Genomic DNA, 25358 nt, shown 5'->3' with positions numbered 1-25358 from the left:
GGGCGCCTGTGTCGGTGCGGGTGATCGTCAGGACGTTCAGCGAGCTGTGCATCACCGCCGGCACCGTCATCGTCCTCTTCGTCGTCTACGTGCTGTTCTGGACCGGCGTACAGGCCGACCGCGTCATGGGCGACCAGATCGACGACCTCCACGACCAGTGGGCACAAGGGACCACGGGTCCCACCCCCGGCGCGAGCGCCACCGCGCGGCCGGCGCCGTACCGCGCCGGCCGGCCCTTCGCGGTCATGTACATCCCGCGTCTTGGTTTCACGTGGAACAAGCCGGTGCTCGAAGGCACGGCGACCGGCACCCTGAAGAAGGGGCTGGGGCACTACGCGCGCAGCGCGCGGCTCGGACAGACCGGGAATTTCTCCGTCGCGGGCCACCGCCGTACCTATGGCGACCCTTTCAAGGACTTTCCCGAGCTCAGGCGGGGGGACGCGGTGGTCCTGACGGACGGGACGACCTGGTTCACCTATCGGATCGACAAAGGGCCTTACAAAACCGTGCCCTCCGACGTCGAGGTGATCGACGCTGTGCCACGTAAGTCGGGGTACACGCGTCCGGGCCGGTACCTGACGTTGACCACGTGCGATCCGGAATGGGGGCACAGTCACCGGCTGATCGTCTGGGCGCACCTGGACTCCACACAGCCCGTGGAGGCAGGCGAACCGAAGGCCCTGCGCCGTTAGTCTGGTGGCGTACGGCGTGAGTCAGGAGCCGTGATGCGACGGAAGGGACGGCATGTACGGCTGGATCTGGCGGCATCTGCCGGGAAACGCGTGGGTCAAGGCGCTGATCTCGATCATGCTGGTCGTGGCCGTGGTGTACGCGCTGTTCCAGTACGTCTTCCCGTGGGCCGAACCGCTGCTTCCCTTCAACGATGTGACGGTGGACAACCAGTGAGCGCGCGCATTCTCGTCGTCGACAACTACGACAGCTTCGTCTTCAACCTGGTCCAGTACCTGTACCAGCTGGGCGCCGAGTGCGAGGTCCTGCGCAACGACGAGGTCTCCACGGCCCACGCCCAGGACGGCTTCGACGGCGTGCTGCTCTCCCCCGGGCCCGGTACGCCCGAGGAGGCCGGCGTCTGCATCGAGATGGTCCGGCACTGCGCGGCCACCGGTGTCCCCGTCTTCGGCGTCTGCCTGGGCATGCAGTCGATGCAGGTGGCGTACGGCGGTGTGGTGGACCGGGCGCCGGAGCTGCTGCACGGCAAGACCTCGCTGGTCGAGCACGAGGGCCGGGGCGTGTTCGCCGGCCTACCGACCCCCTTCACGGCGACCCGCTACCACTCGCTGGCCGCCGAGCCCGCGACGGTGCCGGCCGCCCTCGAGGTCACGGCCCGTACGCACGACGGGATCATCATGGGCCTGCGCCACCGTGAACTGCCCGTCGAGGGGGTCCAGTTCCACCCCGAGTCGGTGCTGACCGAGCACGGGCACCGGATGCTGGCCAACTGGCTGGTGGAGTGCGGCGACCAGGGCGCGGTGGCGAGGTCGGCGGGGCTCGCCCCGGTGGTGGGCAGGGCCTCGGCGTGACCGCGCTGCGCCCCGAGCGCGAGGACTCGTACGGCACCGCGCCGTACGAGTCGTTCGGCGGTGATGCCCGCGGAGCAGGTCCCTACGGCGGGGAGCCGTACCAGCCGCCGATCGACGAGGAGACGGTGGCGCTGCGGCTACCGCCGGCGTCCATGTTCGGCGGCGGCCCCATAGCCGCTTCTGGCGCCTCTTCGGCCTCCCCTGCCCCTGGAACCCCGGCAGGTGGTCGTGCGGCCCGCAGAAAGGCCGCCAAGGGCCGTCACGGCCGCCATGGGGGCACGGGCGACGTCTCCGAGTCGTACAACGGGGCCGATGCGCCTCCCCAGGACGAGCGGCCGCTGTCCCGCGTGGAGGCGCGCCGTCGGCAGCGGGCCCGCAAGCCGAGCGCCGCCGTGGTCGCCAGCCGGGCGGTCGGCGAGGTGTTCATCACCACGGGCGTGCTGATGCTGCTCTTCGTCACCTACCAGCTGTGGTGGACGAACGTGCGGGCGCACGCGCAGGCGGACAGGGAGGCCAGCAGCCTCCAGGACGACTGGGCGAACGGCAAGGGCGCCCCGGGGGTGTTCTCGCCGGGGCAGGGCTTCGCCATCCTGCACATCCCGAAGCTGGACGTGGTGGTGCCGATCGCGGAGGGCATCAGCAACAAGAAGGTGCTCGACAAGGGCATGGTCGGGCACTACGGCGAGAGCCCGCTGCAGACGGCGATGCCCGACGCGAAGACCGGCAACTTCGGGCTCGCGGGCCACCGCAACACCCACGGCGAGCCGTTCCGCTACATCAACAGGCTTCAGGCGGGCGACGACATCGTCGTCGAGACGCAGGACGAGTACTTCGTCTACAAGATGGCGTCCTCCCTGCCGGTGACCGCTCCCAGCAACACGAGCGTCCTCGACCCCGTGCCGCCGGAGTCCGGATTCACCGGGCCGGGCCGGTACATCACCCTCACCACCTGCACCCCGGAGTTCACCAGCAAGTACCGCCTGATCGTCTGGGGCAAGATGGTCGAGGAACGGCCGCGCAGCAAGGGAAAGCCGGATGCGCTCGTCGAGTAGGCGTGCAGTCGAGTAGGGGCAGATGAACGTGGCAGCGACCACCGGCGACACCGAGCACGAAGAGCACGCGCGCGTGGACGCGCCCGATCCCGCGCCGCGGCGCCGCGGTGGCGGCCGGATCGCGCTGGCCGTCAGCGTGTTCGGCGAACTCCTCATCACGGCCGGCCTGGTGCTCGGCCTCTTCGTCGTCTACTCCCTGTGGTGGACGAACATCGTGGCCGACCGGCACGCGGACCGGCAGGGCGACAAGGTGCGTGACAACTGGGCCCAGCAGGACAGCGGTCCCGGGGCGCTCGACACCAAGGACGGCATCGGCTTCCTGCACGTGCCCGCGATGAAGAACGGCGAGGTCCTGGTCGAGAAGGGCACCTCGTCGAAGATCCTCAACGACGGCGTCGCCGGCTACTACACCGACCCCTTCAAGGCCGCGCTCCCCACGAGCGGCAAGGAGGGCAACTTCACGCTCGCCGCCCACCGCGACGGCCACGGAGCGAAGTTCCACAACATCGACAAGCTGGAGAAGGGCGACCCGATCGTCTTCGAGACGAAGGACGACTGGTACGTCTACAAGGTGTACGCGGTCCTCCCCGAGACCTCGAAGTACAACGTCGAGGTCCTCGGCCGGATCCCCAAGGAGTCGGGCAAGAAGAAGGCCGGCCACTACATCACCCTGACGACCTGCACGCCGGTGTACACGAGCCGCTACCGGTACGTGGTGTGGGGCGAGTTGGAGCGCGTGGAGAAGGTGGACGCGGACCGGACGCCGCCGAAGGAACTGGGCTGACGTGACCGCCTCTCCCCGAGGAGTCCGTCCCCCGGCATGACGTTGGCCCGAAGCCGCAACCTGCCTTTGCGGCTTCGGGCCTTCCGCCCGGCTCCCGGTTGCCCGAGAGCCACCTGGGCGGTTCCGGCGCTCCACTCCTGCGCAGCCCCCGGCTCACGGCGGTGCCGCCGGTCCCGGCGGCGACGCGCAGGGCAGCACCGAAGGGCGTGGGCCCCACCGGACGCATCCGGTGGGGCCCACGCCCTTGGTGTCATGCGCGGCCGCTAACCGCTGGTGCCGCCGAAGAAGTTGACGCCGCCGTTGTTGCCGCCGTTGTTGTTGTCACCGTTCTTGAAGGCGACCAGGTTGACCGTCTGGCCCTTGTTGACGGTGCTGCCGGGGGCCGGGTCCGAGCTGATGACCTGGGCGTCGTCGTCCGAGTTGCCGGTGATGTTGCCGACGTTCAGGCCGGCATCCTGGAGCGCCTTCTTGGCGTCCTTGACGCTCAGGCCCTGGAGGTTGGACGGGACCTGGGTCTGGTTGCTCTTGCCGATCTGGATCTGGACCGTGGAGCCCTTGTCGGCCTGGGAGCCGATCGCCGGGACGGTCTGGATGACCTTGCCGACCTGGTTCTGGTCCTGGGTGTCGACCTCGACGCAGTTGCCCTTGAGGTCGTTCTGCTCCATCTGCGCCTTGGCGTCGTCGCAGCTCTTGTTGGAGACGTCCGGGACGGTGGCCTTCTCCTCGGCCTTGGCGATGGTGAGGGTGATGGTGGTGCCCTTCTCCACCTCCTTGCCGAGCTTCAGGCTCTGCTCGAGGACGGTGCCCTCCGCCTCGGTGGACACCTGCTCCTTGGTCTCGACGACGAGCCCGTACTGGTCGCCTTCCAGAAGCGCCTTGGCGTCTTCCAGGCTCTTGCCGAGCACACTCGGCACGGCGACCTTGGGTGCCCCGGTCGACACGACGAGGTTGACGGTGGAGTCCTTGTCGACCTTGGTCGCGGCCTTGGGGTCCTGGTCGCAGATCTTGCCCTTGGGCTGGTCCTCGCAGGCCTTCTGGGTGACCGTTCCCAGCTTGAGGTCGCTGTTGGTCAGCTGTTTCACGGCGTCCGCCTGGACCTGGCCGACCAGGTTGGGCACCGCCACCGACTCGTTGTTCACGCCGCCGCTGAACACCCACTTGCCGATCAGCACCGCGCCGACGAGCACCAGCACCGCGGCGACGACCAGCAGGATCGTCGAGGCGTTGGACTTCTTCTGGCGGCGCCGGTCGGGACGGTCGTCGTAGCCGTAGCCGCCGTCGTCCGGGTTCATGGGCGGCAGCATCGACGTGGCCCCGGCGTCCGCGGAGCGCAGCGCCGTGGTCGCCTGGTCGTCGCCGTAGCCGCCGTAACCGACCGAGCCCATGGCCGCGGTCGCGCCGACCGGCTGGCCGTCGAGGCAGGCCTCGATGTCCAGGCGCATCTCGTCGGCGGACTGGTAGCGGTAGTTCGGGTCCTTGACCAGCGCCTTCAGGACGATGGCGTCCATCTCGGGGGTGATCTCGGGGTCGAAGACGCTCGGGGGCTGCGGCTCCTCGCGGACGTGCTGGTAGGCCACGGCCACCGGGGAGTCCCCGACGAACGGCGGGCGGACCGTCAGCAGCTCGTAGAGCAGACAGCCCGACGAGTACAGGTCGGAGCGCGCGTCGACCTGCTCGCCCTTGGCCTGCTCCGGCGAGAGGTACTGGGCCGTGCCGATGACCGCGGACGTCTGGGTCATCGTCATGCCGGAGTCGCCCATGGCGCGGGCGATGCCGAAGTCCATGACCTTGACCTGGCCGTTGCGCGTCAGCATGACGTTCGCGGGCTTGATGTCGCGGTGGACGATGCCGGCTCTGTGCGAGTACTCCAGGGCCTGGAGGATGCCGATGGTCATCTCCAGCGTCCGCTCCGGCAGCAGCTTGCGGCCGGAGTGGAGCAGCTCACGGAGCGTGGAGCCGTCGACGTACTCCATGACGATGTACGGGATCGAGACCCCGTCGATGTAGTCCTCGCCCGTGTCGTAGACCGCGACGATCGCGGGGTGGTTGAGCGAGGCGGCAGACTGGGCCTCCCGGCGGAACCGGGCCTGGAAGGAAGGGTCGCGCGCGAGGTCCGCGCGCAGCGTCTTCACCGCCACGGTGCGGCCGAGACGGGTGTCATGCGCGAGATAGACCTCCGCCATGCCACCACGACCGAGCACGTGGCCCAGCTCGTACCGGCCGCCGAGGCGACGCGGCTCTTCCATAGCTACCTACCAGCCCTCTCCGTCGGTCCCGACCGGCACACGTGTGCGGCCGGAGGCTGCCGTCCGGGCATACCGTACCCGGACGGCGCTGTGTGACCTGGCCAAGCCCGTCACCCGATACAGGACCGGTATCGCAACGTGCACCGATGTGTAGGCGACGTGATGGGGGTCACTTCTTGCTGTCGATGACTGCCTTCATCACGTTCCTGGCGATCGGGCCGGCCAGACCGCCACCGGTGATGTCGCCGCGGTCGGCGGCGCCGTCCTCGACGACGACGGCGACGGCCACCGGCGCGCTGCCGTCGGACAGCTTCGCGTACGAGATGAACCAGGCGTACGGCTTCTCGCTGTTGTTGAGGCCGTGCTGGGCGGTACCGGTCTTGCCACCGACGACGACGTTGTCGATCTTGGCCTTGCCGCCGGTGCCCTGCGGGTCGTTGACGACCGTCTCCATCATTTCCTGGAGGGCCTGCGCCGTCTTCGACGAGACGGCCTGGGACAGCTGCTGGGGCTCGGTCGTCTCCAGGGTGTCCAGGTTGGGTGCCTTGAGCTGGTCGACCATGTACGGCTTCATCAGCTTGCCGTCGTTGGCGACCGCCGAGGCGACCATGGCCATCTGGAGCGGGGTGGCCGCGTTGGAACCCTGGCCGATGCCGTCCAGGGCGTTCTGCGGCGGGTTGTCCTCGGGGTAGGTGGACTTGGCCGCCCGCACCGGGGTGTCCAGCTCGGTCTCGTTGAAGCCGAACTTCTCCGCCTGCTCGATCATCTTCTCGTTGCCGACGTTGTCGGCCATCTTCGCGAAGACGGTGTTGCAGGACACCATGAGCGCGTAGCGCAGCGTGGCGTTCTCGCAGGTGCCGTGCTCGTTGGTGAGCTTGTTCGTGGACTGCGGCAGCGGGAACGGGTCCGGGGTGTCGGTCTTCTCGTCGACGCCGGAGACCTCGCCGTTCTCCAGCGCGGCGGCGGCCGTGACCACCTTGAACGTGGAGCCGGGCGGGTAGGTCTCGCGCAGCGCGCGGTTCAGCATCGGGTCGTCGGCGTCGTTCTTCTTCTGGACGGCGTTCCACGCCTCCTGGTCCGTGTCGGAGGACCCGGCGAACTTCGACGGGTCGTACGACGGGGTCGAGACCAGCGCCAGGATCTTGCCGGTGGACGGCTCGATCGCGGCGACCGCGCCCTTCTTGTCGCCCAGGCCCTTGTACGCGGCCTTCTGCGCGGCGGCGTTGAGGGTGGTGACGACGCTGCCGCCCTCCTTCTCCTTGCCCGTGATCATGTCCAGGGTGTTGCGGAAGAAGAGCCGGTCGTCGTTGCCGCTGAGGATGCCGTCCTCGAGCTTCTCCAGCTGGTTGGCGCCGAAGGCCTGCGAGGAGTAGCCGGTGACCGGCGCCCACATCGCGCCGTTGGACCAGGTGCGCTTGTACTTGTAGTCGCCGCTGGTCTCGACCGAGCCGGTGATGGCCTTGCCCTCGACGATGATGTCGCCGCGCGGGGTCGAGTAGCGCGTGATGTTGACGCGACGGTTCTTGGTGTCGCTGGCGAGGCTGTCCGCCTTGACGTACTGCAGGTAGTTGTCGCGCAGCAGCAGGGTGAGGACCAGGAGGCCGCAGAAGATCGCGATCCGGCGCAGGGGCTTGTTCATGACGGGCGGACCACCTGGGTCATCTCGGCGTCGGGGTTCGAAGCGGGGGCGGGCGCGGGACGGCGCGCGGTGTCGCTGATGCGGATCAGGATGCCGATCAGCGCCCAGTTGGCGATGACGGAGGAACCGCCGTAGGCCAGGAAGGGCATCGTCATACCGGTGAGCGGGATGAGGCCCATCACACCGCCGGCGACGACGAACACCTGGAGGGCGAAGGCGCCGGACAGGCCGATGGCCAGCAGCTTGCCGAACGGGTCGCGGGCGGCGAGGGCGGTGCGCACACCGCGCTCGGCGATCAGGCCGTACAGCAGCAGGAGCGCCATGATGCCGGCCAGGCCGAGCTCCTCGCCGAAGGTGGCGAGGATGAAGTCGGAGTTGGCGGCGAACTTGATCAGCTCCGAGTGGCCCTGGCCCCAGCCGGTGCCGAGGGTGCCGCCGGAGCCGAACGCCCACAGGGCCTGCATGGCCTGCTCGGAGTGGCCGGCGACGCCCTGCTGGGAGAGCGTGTACTCCTTCATCGGGTCGAGCCAGGCCTGGACACGCTGCTGGACGTGGCTCTCGAACTGGGCCACGCCGACCGCGCCGGCCGCGGACATCAGCAGACCGAAGACGATCCAGCTGGTCCGCTCGGTGGCGACGTACAGCATGATGACGAACATTCCGAAGAACAGCAGCGAGGTGCCGAGGTCCGTCTCGAAGACCAGGATCAGGATCGAGATGATCCAGACGACGATGATCGGGCCGAGGTCGCGGCCGCGCGGCAGGTACAGGCCGAGGACGCGGCGGCTGGCCAGGGCGAGCGCGTCGCGCTTCACCATCAGGTAGCCGGCGAAGAAGATCGCCAGCACGATCTTGGCGAACTCACCGGGCTGAATGGAGAAACCGGCGACCGAGATCCAGATCTTGGCGCCGTAGATGTTCTGCCCGAGGCCCGGCACGAGCGGCAGCAGCAGCAGGAAGATCGCGCCGACCATGGAGATGTAGGTGTAGCGCTGGAGGACGCGGTGGTCCTTGAGGAAGACCAGCACCACGACGAACAGCGCGATGCCCATCGCCGTGTACAGCAGCTGCCGGGGCGCCGCGGTACCGGCCTGTTCGATCCGCTGCAGCAGTTTGGACTGGTCGAGCCGCCAGATGGCGACGAGTCCGAGCCCGTTCAGCAGCGTGGCCACCGGCAGCAGCAGCGGGTCCGCGTACGGCGCGAACTTGCGCACGACGAGGTGCGCGACGCCGGCCAGCAGGCCGAGGCCGAGGCCGTAGCTCAGGAGGCCGGACGGCACCTGCTCGTTGATGGCGAGGCCCACGTTGGCGTAGGCGAAGACCGGGATGGCGACGGCGAACACCAGCAGCGCGAGCTCGGTGTTGCGCCGGCTCGGTGTACCGATCGAGCCGATCGTGGACGTGTGGTGCGTCGGCGAGTTGGTAGTACTGCTCATCGTGTGACGGGGCCTCTCACGGCTTGCCTACTGCTCACCGCACCGCGAGACGACCTTCTGCTCTTCCTCCGAAAGGCTGGGGCCGGGGGTGGGAGTAGTGGTCGCGGGTGCGGACGGGGACGCGGTTGCCGAGGGGCTCGGCGATGCCTTGGACGTGACGGAGACGGGCGTGGTTCCCGTGGTGCCGCCGGCCTGGCCCTCGCCGGTCTTCGAACCGGTCTTGCTCGCCGTGGGGGTCTCGGCGTGCTTCTTGCATGCGGAGGCCTGGACGGCCAGCTCGTCGATCTTCTTCTGGGCGGTGGACAGGTCGCCCTCGGCGATCGTCGCCTCGACCAGCTTCTGCTGGTAGTCCGGGAGGTACTTGAGTTCGATCTCGGGGTGGTCCTTCTCCACCTTCGACAGCGACACCCATGCCAGGTCCTGGCTGATGCCCCGGTACAGCGCGACGTGCTCGCCCCTGGTGCCGACGTAGTACTGCGTCTGCGTCCAGCGGTAGCCGCCGTAGAGACCGCCGCCGATCACGGCGAGCGCGAGCACGCCGTAGAAGGATCTCTTCAGCCACCTGCGGCCCTTGCGGGGCTTGACGAAGTCCTCGTCGGTGTAGTCGCCGAAGCCGTCGGTGGGGATGAAACCGGTGATGTCGCCGCCGGAGCCGGGCGGGCCGAACTCGCCGCCCCCGCCGCGCCCCTGCTGCCTGCGGCCGAGGCCGGAGGCGCGCCCTGCCGGGGTCTGCATGATGCCGTTGTCGTGCAGCTGGAGCTGGTTCTCGGCAACCGCGCCGACCACGACCGGGACGTCGGAGAGCTGCCCGGCGAGGGTGTCGCCGGTGTCCAGGTCGAGGACGTCGGCGACGATGACCGTGATGTTGTCGGGGCCGCCGCCGCGCAGCGCGAGCTGGATCAGCTCCTGCACGGTCTCCTGCGGGCCCTGGTAGCTGGCGAGGGTGTCCTCGAGCGTCTGGTGCGAGACGACGCCGGACAGGCCGTCGGAGCAGATCAGATAGCGGTCGCCGGCCCGGACCTCGCGGATCGACAGATCCGGCTCGACATGCTCACCGCTGCCCAGGGCCCGCATCAGCAGCGAGCGCTGGGGGTGGGTGGTGGCCTCTTCCTCGGTGATGCGGCCCTCGTCGACGAGGCGCTGCACCCAGGTGTGGTCCTGCGTGATCTGGGTCAGGACGCCGTCGCGCAGCAGGTACGCGCGCGAGTCGCCGACGTGCACGAGCCCGAGGCGCTGGCCGGTCCACAGCAGGGCGGTCAGGGTGGTTCCCATGCCCTCGAGCTGGGGGTCCTCCTCGACCAGCGAGCGCAGCTGGTCGTTGGCCCGCTGGACGGCGGTGCCGAGCGAGGTGAGGACGTCGGAGCCGGGGACGTCGTCGTCCAGGGCGACGATGGTGGAGATGGCCTCGGAGGAGGCAACCTCACCGGCGGCGGCGCCGCCCATGCCGTCGGCGATGGCGAGCAGGCGGGGGCCGGCGTAACCGGAGTCCTCGTTGCCCTCCCGGATCATGCCCTTGTGCGATCCGGCGGCGAAACGCAGAGACAGGCTCATGCGCACCTCGCCCGTCGGCCCCGGGTACAGCCGGTCGTGTCGAGCCACACTGCCCACCCTCCGGTCGGGAGCACACCGGGGCCATGGGTGCCGGCCGCCGCCGCGTGCTCGCTCCGCTCGCACTCACTCATGATGTAGCACTACTTCCGCAGCTCGATGACGGTCTTGCCGATACGGATCGGCGCACCCAGCGGGATCGGTGTGGGAGTCGTCAGCCGCGATCGGTCGAGGTACGTGCCGTTGGTGGAACCCAGGTCCTCGACGATCCACTGGCCGTCGCGGTCCGGGTAGATCCTGGCATGACGGCTGGAGGCGTAGTCGTCGTCCAGCACGATCGTGCTGTCGTGCGCCCGGCCCAGAGTGATGGTCTGGCCCTGGAGCGCGACGGTCGTGCCGGTGAGGGTGCCCTCGGACACGACCAGCTTGGTAGGTGCGTTACGACGCGTGCGGCCTGCGGCGGCGGGCTGCTGGCGCTGCTGCGGGGGCGCCTGCTGGCGCTGTGCCTGCTGCGCCCGCCCCGCCTCCCGGCGCGACCCGCGCTGGGTGACACGCGTACCGAAGAGGTCGCTGCGGATGACCTGCACGGCCACGATGACGAACAGCCACAGTACGGCCAGAAAACCCAGCCGCATGACCGTGAGGGTCAGCTCTGACATTGCCCCCGCTTCACCCTTCGGCTTGCCGGTAAATGATGGTGGTGCTGCCCACGACGATCCGCGAGCCGTCGCGGAGCGTAGCGCGGGTGGTGTGCTGCCCGTCCACCACGATGCCGTTAGTGGAGCCGAGATCCTGGATGGTCGAGGGCGAACCGGTGCAGATCTCACAGTGCCGGCGGGAGACGCCGGGGTCGTCGATCCGTACGTCGGCCTCGGTGCTGCGGCCCATCACCAGCGTCCCGCGGGAGATCTGGTGGCGGGTGCCGTTGATCTCGATCCAGTGGCGCGCCCGTGACCCGGGCTGCGGAGCCCCGGCCAGGCCGCCGGCCGCCGCACCGGGGCGCTGGGCGCTCGCGGCGGGCGGATAGCCGTAGCCGCCGGCACGGGCGCCGGGCGGCGGGGCGGAAGGCATGGGCGGAGCGGCGGCGCCGGCTCCGGCCCCGGGATAGCCGGGCCCGCCAGGACGCTGCCGGCCGCCCGCGGGCGGCTGCTCCGGTGCCTGGCTGGTGGAGGAGGCGAGCGTACGGCTGCGCACCCGGTACAGACCGGTGTCGAGGTCGTCCGCCTTCTCCAGGTTGACCTTGATCGGGCCCATGAAGGTGTAGCGCTGCTGCTTGGCGTAGTCCCGCACCATGCCGGCGAGCTCGTCGCCGAGCTGGCCGGAGTAGGGGCTGAGCCGCTCGTAGTCCGGCGTGCTCAGTTCCACGATGAAGTCGTTGGGGACGACGGTCCGGTCCCGGTTCCAGATGGTCGCGTTGTTGTCGCACTCGCGCTGGAGTGCGCCGGCGATCTCCACGGGCTGGACCTCGGACTTGAACACTTTCGCGAAGGTGCCGTTGACCAGACCCTCGAGACGCTGCTCGAACTTCTTCAGGACTCCCATGGGGCACCTCCTCCGTAGTGGCTGCTGTCCCGTGCCGTGCTGCCTACCTGGTACTGCTTACTGATCGTATCCACGCGCCGGTGAATCGGCTGGTTCCCCCTGTCGGCCCCGTCGACGGGTGTCGACGCCCTCTTGCGCACCCGCTTCTGCCCAGGATCGTAGAGGCGGCCGAGGACCAGTGTCCCGCACCTGACTGTGGTCCTCGTCCGGCTCCTGGGGAGACGGCCGCCTTAGGTACGAGGTTGATACGTGAACCAGTCACCGCCGAGACGTACGGGCGCCGCGGACGGCCTCCCACCTGCTCCCTGCCCCCGCAGAAGGGATGTGAACGCACCCTGGCCCGCGTGCTAATGTTCTGCGTGTCGGAAGGCGCCAGGCCGAAAGGCCCACAAGCCCGAAGACACACCCAATGCGCGGGTGGCGGAATAGGCAGACGCGCTGGATTCAGGTTCCAGTGCCCGCAAGGGCGTGGGGGTTCAACTCCCCCCTCGCGCACAGCTGAAAGCCCCGCAGGTCTCAGACCTGCGGGGCTTTCGCGTGTTCCGAGGAGGTGCCGACCGGCATGGACGTGTGTGTCCTGGCCACGGCTGCTCACCGCGTGTGAGGAACGTCTCAGGCCCGTGGCGGTGACGATCAGGGCGGGCGGCCGGTCGTCGGCGGGGGCCTCATCAGGGTGTAGCGGGCTACACCGCGTTCCCCCCGGATGCGGCCTAGCGTGGGATGTATGGCGCGAACGATCCCGGTGACGACGACGATCCGGCAGGCGGGACGAGCCACGGGCCGGCTGCTCGTCGCGGCGCTGATGGCCTTCGGCACCTACCTCTTCGTCACCGTGCTGTTCATCGCCGCCATCGGCACGCTTCTGGTCGTCGGCGCGTGGATGCTGCCCGAGGCGGTGTTACCGGTCCGCCGGATCGCCGGGGCCAAACGCCGTCAGGTGGCCGGCTGGACGGGCCGCGATATCCCCGAGGCCTACGAGCCGCTCACCGGCACCCTGCGCGAGCGGCTGCGCACGGCCGTCCGCGATCCGGGCACCCTCGCCGACCTGCGCTGGATGGCCGCCCACTGTGTCTACGGCTGGCTGGTGCTGCTCGCGCTGCCGCTGTGGCCGGTGGGTCTGCTCGTCGACGGGGTGTGGTGCGGGCCGCTGCGCCGGGACGCGGTCGTCCTGCCGTGGGTCGTCCGGCTCGCCGACGTCGAGGCGCGCTGGTCGGCGGCCCTGCTCGCGCCGTCCCCCAAGGCGCGGCTCGCCGCCCGGGTCCGGGTGCTGACCGAGACCCGCGCCGACGCGATCGCCGCGCACGGTGCCGAGCTGCGTCGCATCGAACGGGACCTGCACGACGGCGCCCAGGCCCGCCTGGTCGCCCTGTCCGTGCGGATCGGGCTCGCCCAGCGGGCCTTCGACCACGATCCGGACTCCGCGCGCAAGCTCATGGAAGACGCGCAGGACCAGGCCGGGCAGGCGCTCACGGAACTGCGCCACGTCGTCCGCGGCATCCATCCGCCGATCCTCACCGACCGCGGCCTCACGGGAGCGGTACGGGCACTGGCCGCCGGCAGCGGGCTGGACGTGACGGTGCAGGTGGAAGGACTCCTTGACAGTGGCCGCAGTGGCCGCAGTGGCCGCAGTGGCCGCAGTGGCCGCAGCGGCGCCAGCGGTGGTGTCGGGGGTGTCGGGGGTGGTGGCGGTGTGGGCGGCAGTCGGGCGGCGGGCCTGAGCAGTGGGTCGGGTGGCGGTGCCGGTTCTCGCGGAGACCGGGCGCCCGCGGCCGTGGAGGCGGCTGCCTACTTCGCGGTGGCGGAGGCGCTCACCAACGTCGTCAAGCACAGCGGGGCGCCGCGGGCGGCCGTCGAGCTGGTGCGGCTGCGGAACGGGCTGCGAGCGGTGGTGCGGGACGAGGGTCTCGGCGGCGCGGACGAGAGAGCGGGGTCAGGGCTGCTGGGGATCCGGCGCCGGGTCGCCGCGCTGGACGGCGTGCTGGACGTCGACAGCCCCGTCGGGGGACCGACCACGATCGCTGTGGAGCTGCCCTGTGCGTGGTGAGGCGTGGGCGTTTTGGTACGGGAGGCGTGTTTCACGTGAAACATTCCCGCCGCTGTGGAGCCGCCCTGGCGGAGCCGCGGTCGGAGCTGCCGTCGGATCCGCTGTCGGAGCCGCCGTCGTGAAGCTGTCGCGTGCGGCGGGGGCGGGCCGCCGCGTGGGCTCTCCCATCGGGGTGGACGAGGGGTTTTCCACAGGCGGGAGGTTGTCCACAGGGGCTGCCGCCGTCCCGTCGTCGGGCTGTACGGTCGGCACGAGTTGATGTTCGGCTCGTCGAGCCGACGGACGTACGTGTGCGGGGGAGGCGGTCATGGTGACCGAGGCCGGTGGTGCGGGGACAGAGATGAGCGGGGCACGCAGACTTCCCCGCGTGCGGGGCTTCGCCGAGTGGCCCACCGACCGCGCCGCAGCGGGACCGGAAGCGGGAGCGGCGCCGGGGTCGCCCCGGTCGGGGTCTCCCAAGGAGGCGGGCAAGGCGCTGCGTGCCCGGGTGCCCCGGTCGGCGCACGCCGCCTTCGACCTGGACCCCTCCCGGCCGGACGCGGTGGCGGCGGTCGAGGAGTCCAGCCGCGGCCGCATCCCGGAGCTGGCCCCGATCCGGGTCGGCCGGATGGCGGCGACGCCGTTCGCGTTCCTGCGGGGCTCGGCCGGACTCATGGCGTACGACCTGGCCCGGACCGCCATGACCGGGATCCGCGCCCAGATCTGCGGCGACGCCCACGCCGCGAACTTCGGTCTGTACGGCGACGCGCGGGGCGGCCTGGTCATCGACCTGAACGACTTCGACGAGACCGTCGACGGCCCCTGGGAGTGGGACCTCAAGCGTCTCGCCGCCTCTCTGGTGCTCGCGGGCCGCGAGGCCGGCGCGGACGAGGACACCTGCCGCCGGGCGGCGCACGGCGCGGCCGGCTCCTACCGTCGCACCATGCGGCTGCTGGCGAAGCTCCCCGTGCTGGACGCGTGGAACGCCATCGCCGACGAGGAACTGGTCTCCCACACCGACGCGCACGACCTGCTGGGCACCCTGGAGCGGGTCTCGGAGAAGGCGCGGGCCAACACCAGTGGGCGGTTCGCGGCGAAGTCGACCGAGCCGACGGAGGACGGCGGCCGCCGCTTCGTCGACGCGGCGCCGGTGCTGCGCCGCGTCCCGGACGCGGAGGCCCACGCGGTGGCCGCGTCCCTGGAGCACTACCTGACCACGCTGTCCGAGGACCGCCACCCGCTGCTGGCCCGTCACGCCGTCCACGACGTGGCCTTCCGGATCGTCGGCACGGGCAGCGTGGGGACGAGGTCGTATGTGGTGCTGCTGCTCGACCACCGGGGCGAGCCGCTGATCCTCCAGGTGAAGGAGGCCCGCGCCTCGGCCCTGGTCCCGCATCTGCTGACCGCCGGCTTCGAGGTGCCGCAGGTGGAGCACGAGGGACGCCGGGTGGTCATCGGCCAGAAGCGCATGCAGGTGGTCAGCGACATACTGCTGGGCTGGACGACGGTCGACGGACTTCCCTTCCAGGTACGGCAGTTCCGCAACCGCAAGGGCAGCGTCGACCCGGCCGCGCTCGCCGCCGACCAGGTCGACGACTACGGCCGGATGACCGGCGCGCTTCTCGCCCGCGCTCATTCCCACAGCGCCGACCCTCGTCTCATCGCCGGGTACTGCGGCAAGAACGAGGAACTCGACGAGGCGATCGCCGCCTTCGCCGTCGCCTACGCCGACCGCACCGAGGCGGACCACTCGAACCTGGTGGCGGCGGTACGGGAGGGGCGGATCCCGGCCGAGACGGGCGTGTGAGACGCGGCCGTGCGGAGACGGAGCAGGGGAGCCCGGGCAGGGCGGCCGGGGCAGGGGGACCCCTGCGGGATCCTCGGCCTGGTGGGTTCCGGGGAGCGTTGGCCTAGGCTGGTCGGGTGACGACCCCCGAAGCTGAGCAGCCCCGGCCCGAGGCACGGCTGGAGCAGGCCGTGCGGGCCGCCGAGCAGGCGTTGATCGAGTTCGAGATCGCGGTGGAGACCTTCCGCGTCGAGGTCGAGAACTTCTCGCGGCTCCACCATCAGAAACTCGGCCCGATGTACGCCCGGCTCGACGAACTGGACGCCCAGATCGCCGAGGCCAAGGCGGCCCGCACCGGTGATCCCGAGGACGCGCGCAAGGCCGCCGAGGCGCGGGCCCGGGTGATGCCGATGCCCGGGGTCGAGGAGCTGTTCCACGGCTGGATGGACGGCGAAGGCCTCTTCCCCGAGGCCGAGGCGATGCTCACGGACCAGTCGGTCCGGCCCCCGCAGCGGGTACGGCCCAGCGAGGAGGCCCGCAAGCTGTACCGCGAGCTGGCCCGCAAGGCGCACCCGGACCTGGCCCAGGAGGACGCCGAGCGGGCCCGGCGCGAGGAGTTCATCACCCGGGTCAACGCGGCCTACGCCCGTGGCGAGGAAGCCCTGCTGCGCGAGCTGGCCGAGGAGTGGGCGGCCGGTCCGGCACCCGAGGAGCGGAGCCCGAGCCCCAGCGAGGAGCTCTACGCCCGTCTCGAGTGGCTCGCCCAGCGCAAGGAGATGCTCGCGCTGGTCGCCCGGGAACTGGAGGACGGCGCGATCGGCTCGATGCTCCGCATGGCGCCGGAGGACCCGGACCGGCTCCTGGACGAGATCGCCGACAAGCTCCTCGCGGACGTCGCCGCCCGCGAGGCGGAGCTGGCCGAGCTGGTGGGCTAGCGGACCGGTCGTGTCGTCTGCCCGGTCGGGTAGCGTCGGGCGTATGAGTTTCGGAGCTGGTGTGCCCACGGTCGAGGTCGGCGACCTCAAGGACGACGACTTCCTGCTGGACGTCCGGGAGGACGACGAGTGGCAGGCGGGTCACGCCGAAGGGGCACTGCACATCCCCATCAGCGAGTTCGTCGCCCGCTACGGCGAGCTGACCGAGGCGGCGCCGCAGGACGGGCGGGTCCATGTGATCTGCCGCTCCGGCGGTCGCTCGGCCCAGGTCACCATGTACCTCGTCCAGCAGGGCATCGACGCCGTGAACGTCGACGGCGGTATGCAGTTCTGGGCGGCCACGGGCCGCCCGGTCGTCACGGACGAGGGCAACCCGGGCTCCGTCCTGTAAGCGCTCGCGACGACAGGTCGTCGCAGCGGTCGGCCGTAGACGGGCTGGTGGGTCGGGGGACCGGCGAGCCGGGGCCTGCGGGCAGGGGCGCTGCTGGTTTTCGCCGGCGGTTCCGCCTCGTCGGGTCGGCGGTTCGTCCTGCCGGGTCGGCGGGTGTTCTGCGCCGTTTCGGCCGGTGTGTTCTGCCTGGTCGGCCGGTGCGTGGTGCGTGGTGCGGGGGTGGGCGTCAGCCGAGGGGGTGGGCGGCCAGTAGGTCGCCCAGGGCTTCCTCGTGTGCCGCGGCCGGGCCCAGCGACAGCTCCAGGTGCTTGGCCCAGGCGTGGTAGCGGTGCAGCGGGTAGTCGACGTCGGCGCCGAAGCCTCCGTGCAGATGCTGTGCGGTCTGCACGACCCGCCGTACACCTTCCGAGGCCCAGATCTTTGCCACGGCGACGTCCCCGGAGGCCGGCAGCGCGCCCGGCGCCCCGGAGGCGATCCGCCACGCGGCCTGCCACAGCGTGACCTCCATCGCGCGCAGGTCGATGTAGCGGTCGGCGGCCTGCACGGCGACGGCCTGGAACGTCGCGATGGGGTGTCCGAACTGCTCCCGCTTGCCGGCGTACTCGCCGGTCATCGCGAGCACGCGCTCGCCCAGACCGAGCGCCTGCGCGCAGGTCCCCGTGGTCAGCAGGGCGCGCAGCCACTCCCAGGCGCCGTCGGCGGTGATGACGTCCCGGTCGGCGATCCTCGCCGATTCGAGACGCAGTTCGCCGAGCCGCTCGCCGGTGGTGGAGATCTGCTCGGCGAGCACGACTCCTTCGTGCCCGCGTGCGACGACGGCGAGGACGCTGCGGTCGTCCCCGGTGCGCGCCGGTACGACGACGAAGTCGGCGTCGTACGCCCACGGCACCACCGTCTGCACGCCGTCCAGCACCCACTCACCGGAGCCCGGCTCCCCCGGGCCGCCCGTGCCGCTTGCGTCACCCGGGCCGCTTGCGTCAGCCGGGCCGCGGGCGCCGGTCCCGCCCGGCGTGTCGTTCTGCCGTGCGGTCACGGCGAGTTCGGCCGGATCGTGGCCGGTGCGGCCGTTCGCGGCGACGGTGAGGACGATCTCGCCCCGGCCGGCCCGGGCGAGCAGGGACGACTTCAACTCCGGCCCGCCGTAGGCCTGTAGGGCGGCCGCGGCCGCGCTGCTCTCCAGCAGCGGTACCCGTGCCAGCACCTTCGACGCCTCGCGCAGCACCAGACAGAGCGCGATCGCGTCGAGGCCGGCTCCGCCGAACTCCTCGTCCAGCAGCAGGCTCAGCAGGTCCGCCGAGGCGAGCCTCGCCCACAGCGCGCGGTCGAAGTCGTCGGCCACGGCGCCCCTGGTGAGCGCGGGACTCGGCACCGCGTCGGGGGCGACCCCGGCGAACACCCCCCGGGCCGCCTCCGCCGCCGCCTGCTGCTCCTCGGTGAAGGTGAAGTCCACGGCCTGTCCTCCCGACGGGTCAGCTGATCTGACGGAGCGTCAAGATAGAACAGGTTCTAGAAGAAGGGAACGGTCGGGCGCCCCTTCGTCGCGCGCCCCCTACCGGTCGAAGTCCACCTCCACCGCCTCCGTCAGCGGATGTGACTGGCAGGCCAGCACATATCCGGAGTCCGTCTCCTCCGGTTCCAGCGCGAAGTTGCGGTCCATGCGCACCTCGCCGGAGACCAGGAAGGCCCGGCAGGTCCCGCACACCCCGCCCTTGCAGGCGTAGGGCGCGTCCGGACGGTTGCGCAGCACCGTCTCGAGGACCGACTCCCCGTCCCGCACGGGCCAGCTGCCGCCCCGGCCGTCGAGCCGGGCGGTCACGGTGCTGTGGGTGGGAGCCGCCACGCGCGCCGGGGGCGCCGTGTCCTCCACGTGGAAGATCTCCTCGTGGATCCGGGACCGGTCGACCCCGATCTCCCGCAGGGCCTGTTCCGCGCCCTGGACGAGGCCGTACGGCCCGCACAGGAACCACCCCGCCACCTCCGCCACCGGCAGGAGCGACGGCAGCAGCCCGGTCAGCCGCTCCCGGTCCAGCCGCCCGGACGGCAGCCCGGCCTGCTGTTCCTCCCGGGAGAGCACGGTGACCAGCTGGAACCGCTCGGGGTACCTGTCCTTGAGGTCGGCGACGTCCTCCAGGAACATCGTCGAGGCGGCCGTCCGGTCGCTGCGGACGAGGCAGAACCGGGCCGCGGGCTCGCGGGCCAGCAGCGTCGAGACGATCGACAGCACCGGCGTGATCCCGCTGCCGCCGACGATCGCGGCGTACCGGCCGGGCGCGGGGGTGAGGGTGAACCGGCCGGCGGGCGTCATCACGTCCAGCTCGTCGCCGACGGCGATCTCCTTCAGCGCGTACGTCGAGAAGGCCCCGCCCTCGACCAGGCGCACGCCGACCCGCAGCGTGCCGGGCCCCGTACCGTCGGGACCGGGTGCGGGGGAGCAGATCGAGTACGTCCGCCTGACCTCGGTGCCGTCGACCACGCGGCGCAGGGCGAGATGCTGGCCGGGCGCGTGCCGGTACTCCTCGCGCAGCGCGTCGGGAACCGTGAGGGTGAGGGTGACGGAGTCGTCGGTGAGGTGGTCCACCGCGGCCACCTGGAGCGGGTGGAAGCGGGCCATCACAACTCCTTGAAGTGGTCGAAGGGTTCACGGCAGGCGAGGCAGCGCCGCAGCGCCTTGCAGGCGGTGGAGGAGAAGCGGCTGAGCAGCTCGGTCTCGGCGGAGCCGCAGTGCGGGCAGAGGATCGGCTCCAGGTCCGCGCCCGTGTCCGCGTCCCGGGTCCGGGTGGGGCCCAGGGTGATGCCGACCGGCTCGGCTGCCGTGCGCACGCGGGGCGGTGCGATGCCGAACTCCCGGAGCTTGCGGCGCCCTTCGGCGGAGATGTCGTCGGTCGACCAGGCGGGGGACAGCACCGTGCGCACGGTGACCTCGCGGACCCCGTGTGCCTGCAGCGCCCGTTCGATGTCCAGGGACATCGCCTCCACCGCCGGGCAGCCGGTATAGGTGGGGGTCAGGTCGACGTCGACGGCGTCCGTGTCGCGCACGTGCACCGCGCGCAGCACGCCGAGCTCCCGGAGCGTGACCACGGGCAGTTCGGGGTCGAGCACCGAGCCCGCGACCTCGAGGAGTTCCGCCTCCAGCGGGGTGAGCGTCACCATGACGCACCCGGGTGACTGCGGTGCAGGTGCTGCATCTCGGCGAGCATGCGTCCGAAGGACTCGGTGTGCAGCCCCTCGCGGCCCGCGCCGGCGCTCCAGGCTCCGGTGCGCGATCCCTCGGGCACGGCCAGGCCGGCCCGCTCCAGCATGCTCCGCACCGACTCCAGCCAGGCCGACTCCAGCTCCGACCGGTCGAGGTCGAGGCCGTCCAGGGGGGCGAACATCTCCCCGGTGAACCGCCACAGCGCCGTGCAGGCCCGCTGCATCCGCTCGTGGCTCTCCTCGGTGCCGTCGCCCAGCCGCAGCGTCCACTGTTCGGCGTGGTCGCGGTGGTAGGCGACCTCCTTGACGGCCTTCGCCGCCAGTCCCGCGAACGGGCCCTCCACGGACGCCAGCCGCGCGTACATCAGGTGCTGGTAGGTGGAGAAGTACAGCTGGCGGACGATGGTGTGGGCGAAGTCGCCGTTGGGCTGCTCTACCAACTGCAGGTTGCGGAAGGCGCGTTCCTCACGCAGGTATGCCAACTCGTCCTCGTCGCCGGCCATCGACAGCAGGATCCGGGCCTGGCCCAGCAGGTCGAGGGCGATGTTGGCGAGCGCGACCTCCTCCTCGAGCACGGGCGCGTGGCCCATCCACTCCCCCAGCCGGTGGGAGAGCACCAGGGCGTCGTCGCCGAGGGCGAGGGCGGCGCTGTGGGTGTGCGTCGTCGTGGTCACAGGTGCTTCACCCCTTCCGGGATCTCGTAGAACGTCGGGTGCCGGTACGGCTTGTCGGCGGCGGGCTCGAAGAACGGGTCCTTCTCGTCCGGCGAGGAGGCCGTGATCGCGGAGGACGGCACGACCCAGATCGAGACGCCCTCGCCGCGCCGGGTGTACAGGTCGCGCGCGTTGCGCAGGGCGAACTCGGCGTCCGGCGCGTGCAGGCTGCCGGCGTGGGTGTGGGAGAGGCCGCGCCGGGAGCGCACGAAGACCTCCCACAGGGGCCAGTCGGTGTTCGTCATGCCTGCTCCACTTCCGTCCCAGAGCTGTGTTTGGCCGCGTAGGCGGCGGCCGCGTCGCGTACCCACGCGCCCTCGTCGTGGGCGCGCCTGCGTTGTGTGATCCGCTGTTCGTTGCACGGGCCGTTGCCCTTGAGGACCTCTTTGAACTCGGTCCAGTCGATGGCTCCGAAGTCGTGGTGGCCCCGCTCCTCGTTCCACTTCAGGTCCGGGTCGGGCAGCGTGAGGCCGAGCGAGGCCGCCTGGGGGACGCAGATGTCGACGAAGCGCCGGCGGAGTTCGTCGTTCGAGTGGCGCTTGATCTTCCAGGCCATCGACTGCGCGGAGTGCGCGGACTCGTCGTCGGGCGGGCCGAACATCATCAGTGACGGCCACCACCAGCGGTCCACCGCGTCCTGCGCCATCGCGTGCTGCTCAGGGGTGCCTCGGCTCAGGGCCAGCAGCAGTTCGTACCCCTGGCGCTGGTGGAAGGACTCCTCCTTGCAGACGCGGACCATCGCGCGGGCGTACGGGCCGTAGGAGCAGCGGCACAGGGGCACCTGGTTGGTGATCGCGGCGCCGTCCACCAGCCAGCCGATCGCGCCGACGTCGGCCCAGGTCAGCGTGGGGTAATTGAAGATCGAGGAGTACTTCTGGCGGCCGGAGTGGAGCTTGTCGAGCAGTTCCTCACGGCTGGCGCCGAGGGTTTCGGCGGCGCTGTACAGATAGAGCCCGTGGCCCGCCTCGTCCTGGACCTTCGCCATGAGGATGGCCTTGCGGCGCAGGGAGGGCGCGCGGGTGATCCAGTTGGCCTCCGGCTGCATGCCGATGATCTCGGAGTGGGCGTGCTGGGCGATCTGGCGTACCAGCGTCGCGCGGTAGGCGTCGGGCATCCAGTCGCGTGGCTCGATGCGTTCGTCGGCGGCCACGGTGGCGTCGAAGACGCGCGCGTACGCCTCGTCGGCTCCGGCTCCGCCGTCCTGCCCGGTGTGCGGCTGTGTGCGGGCCGTCTGGTGCGCGGCTGCTGTCGCCATGCGGTCCCCCTTGACCTCGGGCCTCGGCTCGGCGCCTTGGCCTCGGCTCTGCCGAGCCTTCTCCCGACCGATCGTTCGGTCCGTGCGATTCCATGGTGGGACGGCCGTCGTAAGGTGTCAACCGCTGTGGATAACCTGCGGGCATCCCCTGTGGACAACCTGCCCCGGCCCTTCCCGGCCCGGGTGTCGCGGGGAGGGGGCTGCGCCGAACGGGTGAGGCTGAGTACCGTTCGCGATTGCGCGACGCAGCGCGAAGACGACCGGTATCGGGGAACGGGGCGGAATGGACGTGCACGACGGAGGGGCCGGCTCTCCCAAGGGGCCGAACACGTCGAGGGAGGCGGAGACGCCACCCGCCCGGGACACCGTTCCCCGCCCCCGAGCCGAACTCCCGAGCCCTGAACCTGCCTCGCGGGCCGGGCAAGCGGACTCCGAGCCGGTTCCGCGGGCCGGGCACGCCGACTCGGACGGTGCTGTCCGGGCCGAGGCCGCCGACCCCGCCGGTGATCCCGTGGGTCGCCCGGTCGGCGAAGCCGTCGGTGGCCCCGCCCCTGCGCCCGTCAGTGAGCTCGTGGGCGAGCCCGAGGGTGAGCCCGCCGCCGGTCCCGTGAGGGGGCCTCGGCGGCCCGAGCCCCGCACGGGTGTGGCCGCCCTCTCCACTCGCTACCAGGTCGGCGCCGCACTGGCGCTGGCCGTCGTCGCGGTGACCGTCTGCGTGCATGTCGGGATGGTGTTCCTGCACGTCGCCCCGTCGAACACCGTCACCAAGGCGCACGGCAAGGCGATCGACGAATGGATATATCCGGAGTTCGAGCAGAACTGGAAACTCTTCGCGCCGAACCCGCTTCAGCAGAACGTCGCCGTCCACGTCCGCGCCCAGATCCGTACCGCGGACGGCGGTTCGCGGACCACCGGCTGGTACGACCTGTCGGCGCAGGACGGCCGGGCCATCGACGGCAATCTGCTGCCGAGCCACACCCAGCAGAACGAGCTGCGCCGCGCCTGGGACTTCTTCACGGCCACGCACGACAACGGCAACCGCCCCGTCGGCCTGCGCGGCGCCCTCTCCGAGACGTACCTGCGCCACATCGTGGTGCAGCGTCTGGAGCGCGGCGGCGCGGCCGGTGACGGCGGTGTCGTCGAGCGGATCCAGATCCGTTCGCAGACCACCAACGTGACCCCGCCGAAGTGGAGCACCGAGAAGGTGTCGATGAGCCCGGTGTACCGCGAACTGTCCTGGTGGTCGGTGCCGGACGGCGAGACCGAGGGAGGCACGAGGTGAACCGGTTCTCCCTGAGGGTGTCCGCCGTCATCGCGCGCGTCACCGAGTCGGCGCTCGCGCCGTACCAGAGCGCCGTGGTGCGGATCGGCTTCAGCGCCACCTGGCTGCTGTTCCTGCTGCGCGAGTTCCCCCACCGCCAGGAGCTGTACGGTCCCGACGGTCCCTGGGACTGGGAGCTGGCCCGGCAGCTGATCGACACCAACGGCGCGTTCACGGCGCTGATGTGGTCGGACGGGCAGGGCTGGTTCGAGGCGGTGTACCTGCTCGCGCTGCTCTCCGCCGCGCTGCTGCTCCTCGGCTGGCGGACCCGCGCGATGTCGGTGCTGTTCATGGTCGGCGTGCTGTCGCTCCAGAACCGCAGCGTCTTCATGGGCGACGGCGGGGACAACGTTCTGCACCTGATGTCGATCTATCTCGTGTTCATACGGTGCGGCCGGGTGTGGTCGCTGGACGCGCGGCGGGAACGGCGCGCGCAGGAGATACGCGCGCGTGGGGAGCGGGCCACGGACCGGGTGGGTCCCGTCCTGTGGGCCGTGGCCGGGTTCGTCCTGGTCACGGTGACCGTGGCGGGCCGTTTCCACAGCGACTGGACCATTCCGGCGCTTCTGTGGGCGGCGTGGGCCGTACAGGGCCTGTGGTGGGCCGTCGGCCGCCGCACGAAGTCGGCGGAGCCCCGGATCCTGCTCGACGTGATCGGCAACATCCTGCACAACGGCGCCCTGGTCGTGATCATGGCCGAGGCCTGCCTCATCTACGCGACGGCCGGCTGGTACAAGATCCAGGGCTCGCGCTGGCAGGACGGCACCGCCGCGTACTACCCGCTGCACCTGGACTACTTCTCGCCCTGGCCCGCGCTGGCCGACCTGCTGGCCGGCAGCGGCACGATGGTCCTGCTGGCCACCTACGGCACCGTCATCGTGCAGGTCGCCTTCCCGTTCACGCTCGCCAACCGGCGGCTGAAGAACGTCCTGCTGGTCCTGATGATGACGGAGCACGCGGTGATCGCCGTGGTGCTCGGGCTGCCGTTCTTCTCGCTGGCGATGATCGCGACGGACGCCGTCTTCCTGCCGACGACCTTCCTGCACCGGGTGGGCGGATGGGCGTCACGCGCGCGTGGACGGTTGTTCGCCGGCGTCGGTCCTACGCCGGCACCGGAGCCGCGGGCGCAGGAGAACCCCGAGAACGCGCGCGTAGGGTTCACGGCATGACCGACCCCGTGACCGCCGGCTCCGATCCGCTCGGCCGGTGGCGGCGGCTCGCCGACGCCTCCGTCCTGCTCGACGGCTTCCACGCCCTCAAGCACGCGGTGCGCTTCGGAGCCGAGGTCCCGGTGGCGGTCACCACCGACCGGCGGGGGACGCTCGCCCTCGCCGACGAACTCGCCCCGGACGTGCGCGACGCGCTGGAGGCGCTGCTGAGCGAGGTCCCGGAGGCGACGTACACCTCCCTGGTGCCGCGCCCGCATCCCACCGCGGTCGCCGCCCTGGCCGTACGGCCCTCCCGGGAGGCCAACCTGGCGCGGCTCGGGCACGCGCCCCGCGCCACCCCCGTCGTGGTCCTGGACAACCCGCGCAACCTGGGCAACGCGGGGGCGGTGATCCGGCTGGCCGCCGGTTTCGGGGCCACCGGGGTGGTCACCACCGGCACGCTCGACCCCTGGCATCCGACCGTGGTGCGGGGCGGGGCGGGGCTGCACTTCGCGACCGCCGTGGAGCGGCTGACCGTCGGCGAGCTGCCGGCCGGCCCGGTGTTCGCCCTCGACCCGGAGGGCGATGATCTCCGAGGCGTCAAGCTGCCGGACGAAGCCCTTCTGGCCTTCGGCTCGGAGCGCAGCGGGCTCTCCGCCGAGCTGCGCGCGCGTGCCGACCACCTGCTCGCCCTGCCGATGCGCCCCCAGGTCTCCAGCTACAACCTCGCGACCAGTGTGGCCATGACGCTGTACCACTGGAGTGCCACCGGGGGCGCACCGCACGTTCCCTAGGGCCTGTCCGGC

At 71.0% G+C, this 25358-nt stretch carries 24 protein-coding genes and 1 tRNA gene; 13 read left to right on the top strand and 12 right to left on the bottom strand.

Annotated elements, in window-relative coordinates; all coding sequences use genetic code 11:
• The first annotated feature begins 14 nt into the window (after nt 1–14).
• The 5 genes from ASD48_RS37150 to ASD48_RS37135 are packed head-to-tail and all read left to right on the top strand — an operon-like array spanning nt 15 to nt 3377.
• On the top strand, nt 15–692 hold the full coding sequence (locus tag ASD48_RS37150) for a class E sortase (protein WP_057606517.1): 678 nt from the start codon (nt 15–17) through the stop codon (nt 690–692).
• 52 nt (nt 693–744) lie between these two features.
• Nucleotides 745–906 carry a hypothetical protein gene (locus tag ASD48_RS43970; RefSeq protein WP_020130626.1) on the top strand — a complete coding sequence of 54 codons (162 nt, stop codon included), beginning with the start codon at nt 745–747 and terminating at the stop codon, nt 904–906.
• Nucleotides 903–1541: an aminodeoxychorismate/anthranilate synthase component II gene (locus ASD48_RS37145; protein WP_020130625.1), complete on the top strand. Its 639-nt coding sequence runs from the start codon at nt 903–905 to the stop codon at nt 1539–1541. Before ASD48_RS43970 ends, ASD48_RS37145 begins: the two co-directional genes overlap by 4 nt.
• A complete protein-coding gene (locus ASD48_RS37140) occupies nt 1538–2593 on the top strand; it encodes a class E sortase (protein WP_079074213.1) in 1056 nt (351 codons plus the stop codon). Before ASD48_RS37145 ends, ASD48_RS37140 begins: the two co-directional genes overlap by 4 nt.
• Before the next feature lie 22 nt (nt 2594–2615).
• A complete protein-coding gene (locus ASD48_RS37135; RefSeq protein WP_107104494.1) occupies nt 2616–3377 on the top strand; it encodes a class E sortase in 762 nt (253 codons plus the stop codon).
• Between the two features lie 263 nt (nt 3378–3640).
• On the opposite strand, the gene pknB is transcribed toward ASD48_RS37135, so the two are convergent.
• The 6 genes from pknB to ASD48_RS37105 form a co-directional block, all read right to left on the bottom strand.
• Nucleotides 3641–5623, bottom strand: a complete 1983-nt coding sequence (pknB, locus tag ASD48_RS37130; protein ID WP_057606289.1) for a Stk1 family PASTA domain-containing Ser/Thr kinase — start codon at nt 5621–5623, stop codon at nt 3641–3643.
• A gap of 169 nt (nt 5624–5792) precedes the next feature.
• A complete protein-coding gene (locus tag ASD48_RS37125; protein WP_057606288.1) occupies nt 5793–7262 on the bottom strand; it encodes a penicillin-binding transpeptidase domain-containing protein in 1470 nt (489 codons plus the stop codon).
• Nucleotides 7259–8698 (bottom strand): FtsW/RodA/SpoVE family cell cycle protein, encoded by a 1440-nt coding sequence (locus tag ASD48_RS37120; RefSeq protein WP_057606287.1) that lies wholly within the window; start codon nt 8696–8698, stop codon nt 7259–7261. Before ASD48_RS37120 ends, ASD48_RS37125 begins: the two co-directional genes overlap by 4 nt.
• Before the next feature lie 27 nt (nt 8699–8725).
• Nucleotides 8726–10249, bottom strand: coding sequence for a Stp1/IreP family PP2C-type Ser/Thr phosphatase (locus ASD48_RS37115; RefSeq protein ID WP_057606286.1), 1524 nt, complete (start codon nt 10247–10249; stop codon nt 8726–8728).
• A gap of 140 nt (nt 10250–10389) precedes the next feature.
• The gene (locus ASD48_RS37110) at nt 10390–10905 is read right to left on the bottom strand and encodes an FHA domain-containing protein (RefSeq protein WP_020130618.1); all 516 of its coding nucleotides are present in this window, start codon (nt 10903–10905) and stop codon (nt 10390–10392) included.
• Between the two features lie 10 nt (nt 10906–10915).
• Nucleotides 10916–11788, bottom strand: coding sequence for a DUF3662 and FHA domain-containing protein (locus tag ASD48_RS37105; protein ID WP_057606285.1), 873 nt, complete (start codon nt 11786–11788; stop codon nt 10916–10918).
• A gap of 411 nt (nt 11789–12199) precedes the next feature.
• Between ASD48_RS37105 and ASD48_RS37100 the strand changes: the two genes are divergently transcribed.
• From ASD48_RS37100 to ASD48_RS37080, 5 genes are all read left to right on the top strand, one after another.
• A tRNA-Leu gene (locus tag ASD48_RS37100) sits at nt 12200–12283 on the top strand.
• Nucleotides 12284–12530: 247 nt separating this feature from the next.
• On the top strand, nt 12531–13832 hold the full coding sequence (locus tag ASD48_RS37095) for a histidine kinase (RefSeq protein ID WP_079074233.1): 1302 nt from the start codon (nt 12531–12533) through the stop codon (nt 13830–13832).
• Between the two features lie 307 nt (nt 13833–14139).
• Complete coding sequence (locus tag ASD48_RS37090) at nt 14140–15618, top strand: DUF2252 domain-containing protein (RefSeq protein ID WP_057606283.1); 1479 nt, start codon at nt 14140–14142, stop codon at nt 15616–15618.
• A 116-nt stretch (nt 15619–15734) separates the two neighbouring features.
• A complete protein-coding gene (locus ASD48_RS37085; RefSeq protein ID WP_057606282.1) occupies nt 15735–16532 on the top strand; it encodes a J domain-containing protein in 798 nt (265 codons plus the stop codon).
• Between the two features lie 61 nt (nt 16533–16593).
• The gene (locus tag ASD48_RS37080; RefSeq protein WP_057606281.1) at nt 16594–16923 is read left to right on the top strand and encodes a rhodanese-like domain-containing protein; all 330 of its coding nucleotides are present in this window, start codon (nt 16594–16596) and stop codon (nt 16921–16923) included.
• A 226-nt stretch (nt 16924–17149) separates the two neighbouring features.
• On the opposite strand, the gene ASD48_RS37075 is transcribed toward ASD48_RS37080, so the two are convergent.
• The 6 genes from ASD48_RS37075 to paaA all read right to left on the bottom strand — a co-directional run bounded on the left by ASD48_RS37075 (nt 17150) and on the right by paaA (nt 22083).
• Nucleotides 17150–18373 carry an acyl-CoA dehydrogenase family protein gene (locus ASD48_RS37075; RefSeq protein ID WP_057606280.1) on the bottom strand — a complete coding sequence of 408 codons (1224 nt, stop codon included), beginning with the start codon at nt 18371–18373 and terminating at the stop codon, nt 17150–17152.
• Between the two features lie 99 nt (nt 18374–18472).
• Entirely contained in the window at nt 18473–19534 is a 1062-nt protein-coding gene (locus ASD48_RS37070; protein ID WP_057606279.1) for a 2Fe-2S iron-sulfur cluster-binding protein, read from the bottom strand.
• Nucleotides 19534–20073 carry a 1,2-phenylacetyl-CoA epoxidase subunit PaaD gene (gene paaD, locus ASD48_RS37065; RefSeq protein WP_057606278.1) on the bottom strand — a complete coding sequence of 180 codons (540 nt, stop codon included), beginning with the start codon at nt 20071–20073 and terminating at the stop codon, nt 19534–19536. The genes ASD48_RS37070 and paaD overlap by 1 nt, the downstream gene beginning before the upstream one ends.
• Nucleotides 20067–20789 (bottom strand): 1,2-phenylacetyl-CoA epoxidase subunit PaaC, encoded by a 723-nt coding sequence (gene paaC, locus ASD48_RS37060; RefSeq protein WP_057606277.1) that lies wholly within the window; start codon nt 20787–20789, stop codon nt 20067–20069. The genes paaD and paaC overlap by 7 nt, the downstream gene beginning before the upstream one ends.
• Nucleotides 20786–21073 (bottom strand): 1,2-phenylacetyl-CoA epoxidase subunit PaaB, encoded by a 288-nt coding sequence (gene paaB, locus ASD48_RS37055; RefSeq protein ID WP_057606276.1) that lies wholly within the window; start codon nt 21071–21073, stop codon nt 20786–20788. Before paaB ends, paaC begins: the two co-directional genes overlap by 4 nt.
• On the bottom strand, nt 21070–22083 hold the full coding sequence (gene paaA / locus ASD48_RS37050; protein ID WP_057606275.1) for a 1,2-phenylacetyl-CoA epoxidase subunit PaaA: 1014 nt from the start codon (nt 22081–22083) through the stop codon (nt 21070–21072). Before paaA ends, paaB begins: the two co-directional genes overlap by 4 nt.
• Before the next feature lie 283 nt (nt 22084–22366).
• Between paaA and ASD48_RS37045 the strand changes: the two genes are divergently transcribed.
• Genes ASD48_RS37045 through ASD48_RS37035 form a run of 3 tightly spaced genes read left to right on the top strand, consistent with a single transcriptional unit; the run spans nt 22367 to nt 25346 of the window.
• Nucleotides 22367–23365, top strand: a complete 999-nt coding sequence (locus tag ASD48_RS37045; protein WP_057606274.1) for a DUF5819 family protein — start codon at nt 22367–22369, stop codon at nt 23363–23365.
• Complete coding sequence (locus ASD48_RS37040) at nt 23362–24573, top strand: HTTM domain-containing protein (protein ID WP_057606273.1); 1212 nt, start codon at nt 23362–23364, stop codon at nt 24571–24573. Before ASD48_RS37045 ends, ASD48_RS37040 begins: the two co-directional genes overlap by 4 nt.
• On the top strand, nt 24570–25346 hold the full coding sequence (locus ASD48_RS37035; RefSeq protein ID WP_057606272.1) for a TrmH family RNA methyltransferase: 777 nt from the start codon (nt 24570–24572) through the stop codon (nt 25344–25346). Before ASD48_RS37040 ends, ASD48_RS37035 begins: the two co-directional genes overlap by 4 nt.
• Nucleotides 25347–25358: the final 12 nt, after the last annotated feature.

This window comes from Streptomyces sp. Root1310, assembly GCF_001426425.1.
In the GTDB taxonomy this organism is placed as follows: Bacteria; Actinomycetota; Actinomycetes; order Streptomycetales; family Streptomycetaceae; genus Streptomyces.
Note: the sequence above shows the minus strand (reverse complement) of the source record. Positions and strands in the feature narration are given on the sequence as shown.